The sequence below is a fragment of the Halorubrum luteum genome (genome assembly GCF_054652935.1).
In genome coordinates this window covers 2,349,586-2,361,862 of record NZ_BAAIGT010000002.1, presented here as the reverse complement: position 1 = coordinate 2,361,862, position 12,277 = coordinate 2,349,586, and the positions used below count along the sequence as shown (strand labels likewise).

The 12,277-nt window shown below is 65.1% G+C and carries 10 protein-coding genes; 5 read left to right on the top strand and 5 right to left on the bottom strand.

The window, feature by feature from the left end:
• Positions 1-6: 6 nt before the first annotated feature.
• Entirely contained in the window at positions 7-549 is a 543-nt protein-coding gene (locus ACYQ0R_RS11675) for a CDP-2,3-bis-(O-geranylgeranyl)-sn-glycerol synthase (RefSeq protein ID WP_459823927.1), read from the bottom strand.
• A 93-nt stretch (positions 550-642) separates the two neighbouring features.
• Here ACYQ0R_RS11675 and ACYQ0R_RS11670 point away from each other — a divergent pair, with 93 nt between their 5' ends.
• Positions 643-1,539 (top strand): proline dehydrogenase family protein, encoded by an 897-nt coding sequence (locus tag ACYQ0R_RS11670; RefSeq protein WP_459823924.1) that lies wholly within the window; start codon positions 643-645, stop codon positions 1,537-1,539.
• Positions 1,540-1,579: 40 nt separating this feature from the next.
• Positions 1,580-2,305, top strand: a complete 726-nt coding sequence (locus tag ACYQ0R_RS11665) for a DUF502 domain-containing protein (protein WP_459823921.1) — start codon at positions 1,580-1,582, stop codon at positions 2,303-2,305.
• Positions 2,306-3,282: 977 nt separating this feature from the next.
• On the opposite strand, the gene ACYQ0R_RS11660 is transcribed toward ACYQ0R_RS11665, so the two are convergent.
• Complete coding sequence (locus ACYQ0R_RS11660; RefSeq protein WP_459823919.1) at positions 3,283-3,657, bottom strand: hypothetical protein; 375 nt, start codon at positions 3,655-3,657, stop codon at positions 3,283-3,285.
• Positions 3,658-3,852: 195 nt separating this feature from the next.
• On the opposite strand from ACYQ0R_RS11660, the gene ACYQ0R_RS11655 reads away from it, so the two are divergent.
• The 3 genes from ACYQ0R_RS11655 to ACYQ0R_RS11645 all read left to right on the top strand — a co-directional run bounded on the left by ACYQ0R_RS11655 (position 3,853) and on the right by ACYQ0R_RS11645 (position 8,493).
• Entirely contained in the window at positions 3,853-6,660 is a 2,808-nt protein-coding gene (locus tag ACYQ0R_RS11655; protein WP_459823917.1) for a leucine--tRNA ligase, read from the top strand.
• Between the two features lie 101 nt (positions 6,661-6,761).
• Positions 6,762-8,003 carry a trans-sulfuration enzyme family protein gene (locus ACYQ0R_RS11650; RefSeq protein ID WP_459823914.1) on the top strand — a complete coding sequence of 414 codons (1,242 nt, stop codon included), beginning with the start codon at positions 6,762-6,764 and terminating at the stop codon, positions 8,001-8,003.
• 145 nt (positions 8,004-8,148) lie between these two features.
• Positions 8,149-8,493, top strand: coding sequence for a HalOD1 output domain-containing protein (locus ACYQ0R_RS11645; protein WP_459823912.1), 345 nt, complete (start codon positions 8,149-8,151; stop codon positions 8,491-8,493).
• Positions 8,494-8,611: 118 nt separating this feature from the next.
• Here the strand turns inward: ACYQ0R_RS11645 and sufD are convergent, their stop codons facing one another.
• The 3 genes from sufD to sufC are packed head-to-tail and all read right to left on the bottom strand — an operon-like array spanning position 8,612 to position 12,225.
• Positions 8,612-9,826, bottom strand: a complete 1,215-nt coding sequence (sufD, locus tag ACYQ0R_RS11640) for a Fe-S cluster assembly protein SufD (protein ID WP_459823910.1) — start codon at positions 9,824-9,826, stop codon at positions 8,612-8,614.
• Between the two features lies 1 nt (position 9,827).
• Positions 9,828-11,258 (bottom strand): Fe-S cluster assembly protein SufB, encoded by a 1,431-nt coding sequence (sufB, locus tag ACYQ0R_RS11635; protein WP_459823908.1) that lies wholly within the window; start codon positions 11,256-11,258, stop codon positions 9,828-9,830.
• A gap of 52 nt (positions 11,259-11,310) precedes the next feature.
• Positions 11,311-12,225, bottom strand: a complete 915-nt coding sequence (gene sufC / locus ACYQ0R_RS11630; protein WP_459823905.1) for a Fe-S cluster assembly ATPase SufC — start codon at positions 12,223-12,225, stop codon at positions 11,311-11,313.
• Positions 12,226-12,277: the final 52 nt, after the last annotated feature.

The window sequence follows — 12,277 nt, the reverse complement described above, 5'->3', positions numbered from 1 at the left end:
GTCGAACTACCAGGGTTCGTTTTTCAGTCCGAGCTTGTACGCGGCGACGTTCGTCGTCACGTGGAGGACGGGCGTCATCACGACGACGACGGCGAGCACCGGCAGGGTGAACACGGACAGCGCCCAGTCGGGCGCGACGACGAACGCGACGAGGAGCGCACCGGCGACGAAATCGAGCTGGTCCAGCCCGGGAAACGCCGCTCCTCGCTCCCGACCCGACCGGCGTTTGATGAACGACGCGCCGATGTCGCCGAGCATCGCGCCGACCGCGAGCGCGAACGCGGCGTGCAGCTCGAACGCGGGGAGTCCGACTCCCAGAGCGGTGCTCACGGGGGCGTTGATCGCGTTGAGTGCGAGTGCGAGCACGAATCCGGCCGCGGTACCGACCGCGGTGCCGCGCCACGTCTTTCCGTCGCCGAGGATCCGGCTTCCGTTCCACTCTCGACCGCCGTCGATCGGGCGTCCGCCGCCGGCGAGCACCGCGAAGTTGTTGGGGACGTACGCCGGCAGCATCGCCCAGAACGCCGTCGCCACGAGCGAACCGACCATACCGGCTCGATGGGCGTCACTGGTTTATAAACGCTGGATCCGATCCGGCGGCGAGTGGCAAGCGTCAAGACGAGCCCGAAACTACCGTCGGCCATGATCCCCCCGATCGCGAGACGGTTCGTCGCGGGCGAGAGTGCCGCCGAGGCGCTCGAGCATGCACGACAGTGTAACGGGGACGGCATCGCCGCCGTGCTGGCCCTAGCCGGCGAGCACAACGACCGGGCTGGAGCGCGTGCGGACACGACGGCGTACCTCGACCTCATCGACGATCTGGCCGCAACCGACCTCGATGCGTCCCTCTCGGTGACTCCAACGCAGATCGGTCTCGACGTCTCTCCGGAGCTGTTCGAGCGCAACTACCGCCGGATCGTCACCTACGCCGACCGACGGGGAGCGTTCGTCTGGTGTGAGACGACGGACGCCCCGACGACGGAGACGACGGTCGACGTCTTCGAGGAACTGGCGTCGGAGTTTCCGTGGCGGTCCGGGATCCATCTCCGTTCGCGTCTGAAACGCACCCGTGAGGACCTCTCGCGCCTTGTGGACGTCCCCGGAAGCATCCGGATCGGGAAGGGTCCGGCCGGCACGTCCAGCACGTCCGGCCGATCCGACGCGTCAGCCACCGTCGCGTACGCGGACCCTGTCCGAGCTGACGAGGCGTTCCGTGGCGACGTGGAACACCTGTTCGAGCATCGGGACCGGGGTGTCGCGGTCGGGAGCCACGATCCGGAGATACTGTCGCTCGCGACCCGTCTTGGCGACGAGTTCGACACCGACTATGAGATACAGCTGCCGATGGGTGTCCGTCCGGACGCCCAGCGCGACCTCGCCGCGCAGGGTATCACCGTCTCTCAGTACGTTCCGTACGGCGACGCGTGGCTCTCGTATCTCTCCCGCCGTGTCGGCGAGTATGGGGGGATCCTCCCGTTCGCTGTCCGGGTTATCGCCGGTCGATACTCCCGGCGTTCGCGTTCGCTCGCCGACACGTAGAAGGCCTCTTAAGGGTTGCCGCCGCATGTTCACGCGATAGATGTCTACGTGGAAACGCGACTTCGCGAGCGGACTTATCGTGTTGGCTCCGCTACTCGTTCTGCTTCTGGTTCTCCGCTGGATCTACCGACATATCGCGTCGATCCCGTTGATCGATGCGCTCCAGCCCGACATCATCCCGGAGCCGCTGTTGCCGCTCTCCCGCGTCATCATCGCACTCGCGGTCCTCACGACGATCGTCCTCGCGGTCGGCTACTTCATGCGCACGACGCTCGGCCGGATAGCGGAGGCGAAGATGGACGATACGATCAACCGCATCCCTGCGCTCCGCGTCGTGTACAACGCCTCCAAACTCGCCGTCGAAACCGCGCTCTCCGGCACCGACGAGCTGCAGAGCCCGGTGTACCTCGAAACCTGGGCCGGGATCCGGATGACTGCGTTCAAAACGGGAAAGAAGACCCGGGACGGAAAGATCGTGTTGTTCATGCCTACCGCGCCGAACATCACCTCCGGATTCGTCATCGAGGTCGAGCCGGAGCGGATCGAGGAGACGGGCGAAACCGTCGAGGAGGGGATGACCCGGATCCTCTCGGCCGGCTTCGCCGACTCCGCCCATCAGATCCCGGTCGAGGAGGAGCGTCCGTCGGGCCGATCGCAGCCACCCCGGTCCGACTCCGGCTCACGTACGGGGCGGTCCGGATCCGGCACGGGAGAGGGTGGCTCCGGGGGGGCCGGTTCGCATAACGTGGACGTCTCGAGCGAGTAGCTGCTCACGTGGAGCATATCGGAAAACAGTTCACACCGACGGAAGAATCGCTCAGCGTAGCCATCGCGGCGATCGATCTCGGGCGTATATTGTGCATAGTAGAATCGGTGCGTTGTTTATAAAAGTGTATTCAGCGCGGTGAGGAGTGGTATATAAGTGAGCGGTGGAGCAGAGACCGACTTGGAAGCCCCAGCCGCGACGGCTCGCGCGGCTCGCTGCGCGCTTCAGTCGCTCACTTCGCTCGCTCCTTGCAGTGCTTGCTTCGCCGTGCGTCGCCCTCGCGGCTGCCCCTTCCAGTCCCGCCCCGCACCGCAGCCTCGGACCGCCCCAGCCTCGACCGGAGGGGCCGCCGGAACGCTCGGCGGCCCCTCCGGTCTCCCTCGCGCGCTCGCTCACGGGCCGAAGGCCCGCTCGCGGCGCGCGCCACCGCAACCACAAGCAGAGCATTGTTCGGTTATCAGGTGACGGCGGGCGGTCGGCGCGCGCCTCCGAGCGCTCTGGAAAGAGCGCGAGGAGCGCGTGCGAGGGACGCGGTGAGCGCTCGGAGAGCGCGAACCGCGAGGCTGGGGAGGCGTGAGGTGCGGTTGCAGTGCGGTCGGGTGGGGTTGAAAGGGGCAGCCGCGATCCCCGCGAGCGGAGCGAGCGGGGGCTCGGGAGACGCAGTCTCCCGGTGGGGCGACGCCCGCCGCTGTAAGCACCACAGGGAGCGAGCACCGCGAGCGACCGAGGAGCGCAGCAAGGCGCGCGAGCCGTCGCGGCTGGGGCTTTCGGATCGTTCGTCGCGGAGCTATCGCTCTCGCGACTCACTTATAAACGAACACCAACCCCTCCACGGTATCGCTTATAAACCACCCATCCCCACTCGTGAGCGACGTACGCCCGACATCGATCACGAAGCAGGCTCGTTCCGGCGACGATTCGGGCACGCGCTCGTGGAGAAAACCACGGGAAGAGTGCGATGATCCACTATTCGTCGGTCATCGAGCGTCGGATTTCGCTTTCGTCGTCGACCGATCGTCAGGCTCGATGCGGCCGAAGAGCCGGTTGAGCCCGACGCCGGCCACGAACCCGACCGCCATGATCACGCCGATCAGCTCGAAGCGGAGCGACACCTCGAACAGCAGCGGTGCGAGAACCGACACTGCTGCCCCCTCGAGCAGGAACACGCCTTCCGCGACCGCGATCACGCGGAGGACGCTGACCGACACGAGCGCGATCACGAAAGCGAGTGCGACGACTTTTGCCAGAAGCACCTCTCCCTGGAAGTGGAACCCCTCGAGCACGCCGACCGTAACCGCGGACACGATGCCGAGCGCCAGCAGCTCCGAGCGATACTGCTCGACCAGAGCCATTGCGATCGAACACAGAACGCCATCACGTATGACGTTTTCGCCGAACTCGAGCACGCGCTTCGATCGTTCACGGGTCGTTGTGCGCTCCGTGCGGCGAGCACGGAGCCACGTCCGTTCTCGGCACGGGTCCCCGTGAGACGCGCCACGTGGATGGAAAGGTATACGACGCCGACCGCACCACGCGTATATAACCAGATGTCTCAGCACGGCTACGACCACACCGCGGTCGAAGAACGATGGCAGGAGGCGTGGGCGGACGCTTCCGTGTATCGCACGTCGGACGAGGTGGACGACCCAACCTACGTGCTCGGGATGTACCCGTACCCGTCCGGGAAGCTCCACATGGGTCACGTCCGCAACTACACGATCACGGACGCGTACGCCCGGTTCCGTCGAATGCGTGGCGACGACGTGCTCCACCCGATGGGGTGGGACGCGTTCGGGCTCCCGGCGGAGAACGCGGCGAAGGAGCGCGACACCAACCCCCGCGACTGGACGTTCGACTGCATCGACACGATGAAAACGCAGATGCGGTCGATGGGGTTCGGCTACGACTGGGACCGGGAGATCACCACCTGCACCCCGGAGTACTACGAGTGGAACCAGTGGCTGTTCCGCCGATTCCACGAGGAAGGGCTCGCGGAGCGTCGCGACGCCGAGGTGAACTGGTGTCCGGACTGCGAGACGGTGCTCGCCGACGAGCAGGTCGAGGGCGACGAGGAGCTCTGCTGGCGGTGTGACAACCCCGTCGAGCAGCGCGAGCTGGAGCAGTGGTTCCTTTTGATCACGGAGTACGCCGACGAGCTGACGGAGTACATCGACGAGCTGGAGGGGTGGCCCGACTCCGTCCGCCAGATGCAGCGCAACTGGATCGGCCGCCAGTACGGGACGACGCTCACGTTCGAACTGTCGGGCCCCGACCGCGAGTACGGCGATGTCGAGGCGTTCACCACCCGCGCCGACACCGTGTTCGGGGCGACGTTTTTCGCGCTCGCGCCGGACCATCCGATAAGCGAGTCGCTGGTCGAGCGCGACGACGCGGTTCACGAGTTCGTTCACCACGACGCCGACCCCGACGGCGACGAGCCGAACGGCGTCGAAACTGACCTCACGGCAACCAACCCCGTAACCGGCGAGGAGCTTCCGGTCTTCGTCGCGGACTTCGTGCTCTCGGACGTGGGGACCGGCGCGCTGATGGGCGTGCCCGGCCACGACGACCGCGACCACGCGTTCGCCGCGAAGATGGGCGTCCCGATCGAGCCCGTGATCGCGCCGGAGCCGGACGGGTACGACCCGGCCCCCGCGGGGTCGGACGCGGCGGGATCGGAGGCGGCGGGATCGGAGGCGGCGGAGTCGGACGGTCCCGACGTGCCCGGCGGTCTCGACGCGGCTGACGCACCCGACGCGCCCGACGTGAGCGAGACGGCGTTCACCGAGGACGGCGTGCTCGTGAACTCCGGGGAGTACACCGGGATGCGAAGCGCCGACGCCCGCGAGGCGATCACCGACCACACCGCGGGCGCGGAGCTCACCACCCAGTACCGGCTGCGCGACTGGGGGATATCCAGACAGCGGTACTGGGGGACGCCGATCCCGGTGGTCCACTGTCACGGCGACTGCGGCTCCGTGCTGGTGCCCGAGTCGGAGCTCCCGGTCGAGCTTCCGGAGTTCATCAACACGACTGGGAACCCGCTGGACGCCGCCGAGGAGTGGAAGGCGACGAGCTGTCCGGAGTGTGGCGGCCCCGCGACCCGCGAGACGGACACGATGGACACGTTCGTCGACTCCTCGTGGTACTTCCTGCGATACGTCTCGCCCGAGCTCGCGGACGCACCGTACGACCCCGACCGCGCGGACGACTGGATGCCGGTCGACCAGTACGTCGGCGGGATCGAACACGCCGTGATGCATCTGCTGTACAGCCGGTTCGTCACGAAGTTCCTCGCGGACGCCGAGGGGCTCGACCACCGCGAGCCGTTCACGAACCTGCTCGCACAGGGGATGGTCCAACTCGAGGGCGAGAAGATGTCGAAATCCAAGGGGAACGTCGTCTCGCCCCAGCGGATCGTCGAGGAGTACGGTGCCGACACCGCGCGGCTGTTCATGATGGAGGCGGCCCAGCCCGAGCGCGACTTCGACTGGTCGGAGGAAGGCGTTCGGTCCACCCACCGCTTTCTGGCACGACTGTCGGAGCTCGTGGCCCAGTACGTCGCGGGCGACCTCACGGATGATCCGGACGATGTCGCGGATGATCCGGGCGACAGCGAAACCGAACGCGACACGGTCGACGAGTACGTCGACGCGGAGATCGATGCCGCCGTGAGCATCGCCGGCGCGGAGTACGACGACCTCACGTTCAACGTGGCGCTCCGGGAAGCACAGGACTTGGTCGGGACGCTACGGGGATACCGCGAGCACGCCGAGCCGCATCCCGACGTGTTCGAGCGCGGGCTCGACGTCGTGATTCGGCTGCTCGCCCCCGTCACGCCACATCTCGCCGAGGAGCTGTGGGACCGGTTGGGTCGCGACGGGTTCGTCGTCGACGCCGATTGGCCGACCGCGACGGTCGACCGCGACACCGTCGAGCGCCGCCGTCGGCTGGTGGCGAACACCCGCGAGGACGTCCGTGACATCGTCGAGGTCGCGGGCATCGAGGACCCCGAGCGGATCGACGTCGTGGTCGCGCCCGACTGGAAGTACGACGCGCTCAGGATCGCGATCGACAGCGACGCCGACAACCTCATCGGCGAGCTGATGAGCCACGACCACATCCGCGAGCAGGGTGACGCCGCCGCGGCCTACGGACAGGACCTGCAGGCCGAACGGGAGGCGCTCACGGAGACGCTCTCGGGCGACGAGGAGTACGACGCACTGCTCGCGGCCGCGTGGCTCATCGAACGCGAGTTCGACGCACCGGTCGTCGTCACCCGAGCCGAGACGGCCGCCGACGACGTGGTCCGGAAGGCCGAGCCCGGCCGACCGGCCATCGAGATCATCGAATAGGCGACCGCTACCCGAAAGGATTACTCATAGTAATTCTACTCGAAGCGGTTTATTACTAAGAAATGATAAGTTATTACAGCGAGTGTGCACTCTATTGTGGTATGGACGAACACATCGAGAAAACGCTCGACACGCTCGCCGTTACGGAGGGCGAGGAGCCGTTCGGCGTCGGCAGCGAGGCGGGCGACGTCGTCTCGCCGATCCATCTCGCCTCGACGTTCGCGCTGCCCGGCCTCGACACGGAGATGCGTCTGGAGGACGTCGACCCCGACGAGGGGGAGTTCGTCTACTCCCGACTGTCGAATCCGACGCGACACGCGCTCGAGAAACGGCTCGCGGCGCTCGAGGGGGGCGAGCACGGGCTCGCGTTCGCCTCCGGAACGGCAGCGATCTTCACGACGCTTCTCGCGGCCGTCGAGCCCGGCGACCACGTCGTCGCGTTCGAGGACCTGTACGCCGGCACGCGCCGGATGCTCGACGGGGTGTTCGCCGACCGGCTCGGCGTCGACGTGACGTACGTCGACGCGACCGACACCGAGAACGTCGCGGCCGCGCTCCGCGAGGAGACCGCCGTCGTCTGGATGGAGTCGCCGACGAACCCGCGACTGGCGCTGTGTGACATCGCGGGGATCGCCGATCTCACCGCGGACCGCGACGTCCTGTTCGGCGTCGACAACACGTTCGCGAGCCCGTACTTCCAGCAGCCGCTGGCGCTCGGCGCGGACGTCGTCGTCCACAGCACGACGAAGTACCTGAACGGCCACTCGGACGCGGTCGCCGGCGCGGTCGTCACGGATCACGACGCGGTCGCCGAGGAGCTCCGATTCCTCCAGCAGGTCGGCGTCGGCGGCGTGAGCTCACCGTTCGACAGCTATCTCGTGCTTCGCGGTACGAAGACGCTCGCCGCTCGGATGGAGCGTCACGAGGCGAACGCGCTCGCCATCGCGACGTATCTCGACGACCACCCGGCGGTGACGGCGGTTCACTACCCCGGCCTCGAGAGCCACCCTGACCACGCGCTCGCCCGCGAGCAGATGTCCGGCTTCGGCGGCATCCTCTCGTTCGAGCTCGACGGCGAGATCGAGGACGCGAAACGGTTCCTCGAGGCGCTCGAGGAGTTCACGCTGGCCGTCTCCGTCGGCGGCGTCGAGAGCCTCATCGAGCTGCCGGCGGGGATGACACACGAACCGCTCTCCCCGGCGGAGCGGGAGGCGCTCGGGATCACCGATACCCTGATCCGCGTCTCCGTCGGGATCGAGGGGGTCGACGACCTGATCGACGATCTGGACCGCGGCTTCGCGACGATGGAACGTGACTCCGCCTCGGCGACGCTGACCGACTGAGCGAGGACCGCAACGAGCGTGCGCCCGCCTCCCGGCGAGGGCTTTCGAGGTGGAGGTGGGCATGCGTCGATCCGATCGTTATAAGAGTATTCTGTCACTCATGTTCTCACAACAACGCTTTATAGAGCGGGAGAGTACGCGTAATATGAACAATCGGGAGAAACTCTCCGTCTATCGTGGATGCACACCGGTCGTTGATGCGGAATACGACTTCGAGAGTGATAGCTCCGCTACAGAGGATATAATATGGGCACTGTCGGACGCTGTCGGTGTTGATCCAACCGATCTCCCACCGCTGTTCGATTACGTTGATCCGGACGCCCTCAACGCGCTGTGTGACCCTTCCGACAGAACCACGGACGGTCACACTCTCCTCAGTTTTCAGGTAGACACGTGGAACGTGTTCGTCCGCTCCGACGGTCGCATCCGCGTCTGTGATGCGACTCAACCCACCGATCCGGAACCGGTCTTCGAGTCCTCCACCGCCTAACACTCTCTGTGCGGCCAGCACTGCTGATTCATTCGTACTCTTCAGCGAACGGCTGTCTCATAGAGATCCAAGAAGAACGTCTGACTCTTTAAGTGCAGGATGGATCCGACACTACGTTTTACTCGAGCCGTTCGAGAACGAGCTCCTCGACGTCCTCGCGGAACTCGTCGACCGCGATCTCCTCTAAGACGGGGACGAAGAACCCTTCGACGAGCATGTTCCGTGCGGTCAGCGAGTCGATCGACCGGCTCTCCAGATAGAACAGGTCCTCCGCGTCGACCTGTCCGACCGTCGCGGAGTGAGAGGCCTCGGTGTCGTGGTTGTGGATGATCAGCTTCGGTGACGCGTCAGCCTCGGCGTCGTCAGACAGCATCAGCGTGTTCTCACGCTGGTAGCTGGAGGTGTTCCACGCGTCCTCGCCGACGTCTTGGACGCCCTCGTACACGGAGCGTGCCACGTCGTCGAGCACGCCGCGGGTGACGAGGTCGGCAGTCGTGTGCTCGGCTTTGTGCCAGACGCGTGCGTTGATGTCGAAGTGTTGATCCTCGGTGCCGAAGAACGTCCCGACGATCTGGCTCTCGGATCCGTCGCCGTTCAGCTCCGTCTCGACGTCGGAGCGCGTAAGCTTCGAGCCGAAGTTGCTCTCGATCCAGTTGATCGTCGCGTACGTGTCCGTGTCGCCGCGCTTCAGCGCGTACGTGTACGTGTCCTCATCGAGGTTCTGCAGCGAGCCGAACTGGACGTGGGCGTTCTCGCCCGCGACGATCTCCACGAGGTTCGAGAAGTACCGGTCCCCGTCGACGTCGCTCTCGTCTCCGGACGCGATCGACTCGAGAATCGTCACCGACGACGACTCCTCGGCGACGACGAGCGTCTGGCTGAACAGCGATCGGGAGTTCATCTCGGCGCGAACCGTCACGTCTTCCACGTCGACGCCCTCTGGAACGTACACGAACGTGCCGGTCGTGAACAGCGCGACCGACAGCGCAGTCAGGTAGTTCTCCTCGGGATCGAGCACGGAGCCGAAGTTCGCTTCGATCACGTCGCCGTACTCGTCGAACGCCTCGGTAAACGGGAGCACGACGACGTCGTCGTCGCTCGACCGGTCGGTCCGGTCCGACTGGTTCAGCGGATCGACGAGCGACTCGAAGTCGAGCGCTGCAAGGTCGGTCCACTGTCGCCCGGGCGTCCGAATGACGTCCGGCAGTGCGACCGTCTCCAGCGCCTCGAGCGCGTCAAGGCGGGTTTCGAGGAGCCACTCTGGCTCGTCGCGCTCCTCGGCGATGCGTCGTACCGTGTCCTCTGAGAGGCTCTCGATAGCTTTCGTGCTCATGTTATCCAAGCGACCCTTCCATTTCGAGTTCGACGAGTCGGTTGAGTTCGACGGCGTATTCGATGGGGAGTTCTTCGGTGATGGGTTCGATGAAGCCGGAGACGATCATCTGTTTGGCGTCGTCGTCGTCGAGGCCGCGGGACTGGAGGTAGAAGATGTCCTCGTCGCCGATTTTGCCGACGGTGGCTTCGTGTGCGACGTCGACTTTCGACTCGTTGATCTCCATGTACGGCATGGTGTCGGACGTCGACTCGTTGTCGAACATGAGCGCGTCACACTCGACTGCGGTCGAGGAGTTTTCGGCGCCGTCGGCGATGTGGACTAGCCCGCGGTAGTTCGTGCGGCCGCCGTCTTTGGCGATCGATTTCGATTCGATCGTGGATTTGGTGTTGGGCGCGTTGTGGTACACTTTCGCGCCGGTGTCGATGTCTTGCCCTTCGCCCGCGAAGGCGATGGTGATGTGGTTGTCGGAGGCACCGCGGCCTTTGAGGATCGTCGAGGGGTACAGCATGGTGGCTTTCGAGCCCATCGAGCCGGAGATCCACTCCATGCGGCCGTTCTTTTCGGCGATGGCGCGTTTGGTGTTGAGGTTGTAGGTGTTTTTCGACCAGTTTTGGACGGTGGAGTACTGGACGTGTGCGTCCTCGCCGACGAACACTTCGACGCCGCCGGCGTGGAGGTTGAACGCGGAGTATTTGGGTGCCGAGCAGCCCTCGATGTAGTGGACTTCGGCGCCGTCCTCGGCGATGATGAGGGTGTGTTCGAACTGGCCCATCCCTTCGGAGTTCATCCGGAAGTACGCCTGGACGGGCATGTCGACGGTGGTGTTTTCGGGGACGTAGACGAACGAGCCGCCCGACCAGATCGCGCCGTGGAGCGCGGCGAACTTGTTGTCGCTCGGCGGAACACACTTCGTCATGAAGTGCTCTTTGACGAGCTCTTCGTGCTCTTGGACCGCCTTGTCCATGTTACAGAAGATGACGCCTTTCTCCTCCCAGCGCTCCTGCATGTTCTGATAGACGACCTCGGACTCGTACTGAGCACCGACGCCGGAGAGGGCGTTCTTTTCGGCTTCGGGGATGCCGAGTTTGTCGAAGGTGTCTTTGATCTCGTCGGGGAGCTCGGTCCAGTCGTCGACGCCCGCGCGGACGTCGACGTCGGGGCGGATGTACGGGATGATCTCGTTGACGTCGACCTCGGAGATGTCGGGAGCCTCCGGCCAGTCGGTCGGCATCGGCATGGCGTTGAACTGCTCGAGCGCGCGGAGGCGCCGCTCGAGCATCCACTCGGGCTCGTTTTTGTCCTCGGAGATGACCCGGATCGTCTCCTCGGTCAGCCCCTTATCGGCTTTGAAGGCGGATTTCTCCTCCTTTTTGAACTCGAACCGGGCCTCGGTGTTCGTCTCTTTCAGGTGGTCTTGCTCTGAACTCATAGTGTTGGTTTACGTTTCTGGGGGTTTATGTGTGATCAGTAATCATATCCGATTACGCCGCCTCGAACGCCTCCTCGCGGACCCAGTCGTACCCGGCGTCCTCGAGCTCCTCGGCCAGTTCGGCACCGCCGCTTTTGACGACCTCGCCGTCGAGCATCACGTGGACGTAGTCCGGCTCGACGTACTCGAGAATGCGCTGGTAGTGGGTGATCTGGAGGATCCCCGTGCCCTGCTCGTCGCGAAGCGCGTTGATCCCGTTGGAGACGTCCTGCAGTCGGTCGATGTCCAGCCCGGAGTCGATCTCGTCGAGCACGGCGATGGCGGGCTCCAGCATCGCGGCCTGCAGCACCTCGTTCTGTTTTTTCTCCCCGCCGGAGAAGCCGGCGTTGAGATACCGCTGCATGAACTTCTCGTCCATATCGAGGAGCTCCATCTTCGATTTGAGCAGCTCCTGGAACTCGGCGACGCCGATCTCACCGTCGTCGGCCGGTCCTTCCATCGGCGAGGTGTCGTACCCCTCGTCGTCCGCTTCCGTTTCCTCGTCGTCGTCCTCCTCGAACAGCTCCTCGCGCTCCTCCGCTTTGGCGTTGAGCGCCTGTCGGAGGAAGCTCGTCATCGTGACGCCTTCGATCTCCGCGGGATACTGGAAGCCGAGGAAGATGCCGAGCGCGGCGCGCTCGTTCGGCTCCAGGTCGAGCAGCTCCCAGTGGTAGTCCTCGTCGTCGAGCTCCTCGTCGACGTCGGCCACGTCCTCCTCGTCGAGGTGGAGCAGCACTTCGCCGTCCGTGACCTCGTACGCCGGATGGCCAGCGATCACTTTCGCGAGCGTCGACTTCCCGGAGCCGTTCGGTCCCATCAGCGCGTGGATCTCGCCGGTCTCGACTTCAAGGTCGACACCACGAAGGATCCGTTCACCGCCCTCTTCCGCCACCTGTGCGTGGAGGTTGTTGATCTCGAGAGTTGCCATATGTGGTCTGATTCCTCGTACCCGTCGAGAAGGGGTTCGGCCGGTTAATGGT

Coding starts and splice junctions, on each gene's coding strand:
- ACYQ0R_RS11675 (WP_459823927.1), bottom strand. CDS start 549: ATGGTCGGTTCGCTCGTGGCGACGGCGTTCTGGGCGATGCTGCCGGCG.
- ACYQ0R_RS11670 (WP_459823924.1), top strand. CDS start 643: ATGATCCCCCCGATCGCGAGACGGTTCGTCGCGGGCGAGAGTGCCGCC.
- ACYQ0R_RS11665 (WP_459823921.1), top strand. CDS start 1,580: ATGTCTACGTGGAAACGCGACTTCGCGAGCGGACTTATCGTGTTGGCT.
- ACYQ0R_RS11660 (WP_459823919.1), bottom strand. CDS start 3,657: ATGGCTCTGGTCGAGCAGTATCGCTCGGAGCTGCTGGCGCTCGGCATC.
- ACYQ0R_RS11655 (WP_459823917.1), top strand. CDS start 3,853: ATGTCTCAGCACGGCTACGACCACACCGCGGTCGAAGAACGATGGCAG.
- ACYQ0R_RS11650 (WP_459823914.1), top strand. CDS start 6,762: ATGGACGAACACATCGAGAAAACGCTCGACACGCTCGCCGTTACGGAG.
- ACYQ0R_RS11645 (WP_459823912.1), top strand. CDS start 8,149: ATGAACAATCGGGAGAAACTCTCCGTCTATCGTGGATGCACACCGGTC.
- sufD (WP_459823910.1), bottom strand. CDS start 9,826: ATGAGCACGAAAGCTATCGAGAGCCTCTCAGAGGACACGGTACGACGC.
- sufB (WP_459823908.1), bottom strand. CDS start 11,258: ATGAGTTCAGAGCAAGACCACCTGAAAGAGACGAACACCGAGGCCCGG.
- sufC (WP_459823905.1), bottom strand. CDS start 12,225: ATGGCAACTCTCGAGATCAACAACCTCCACGCACAGGTGGCGGAAGAG.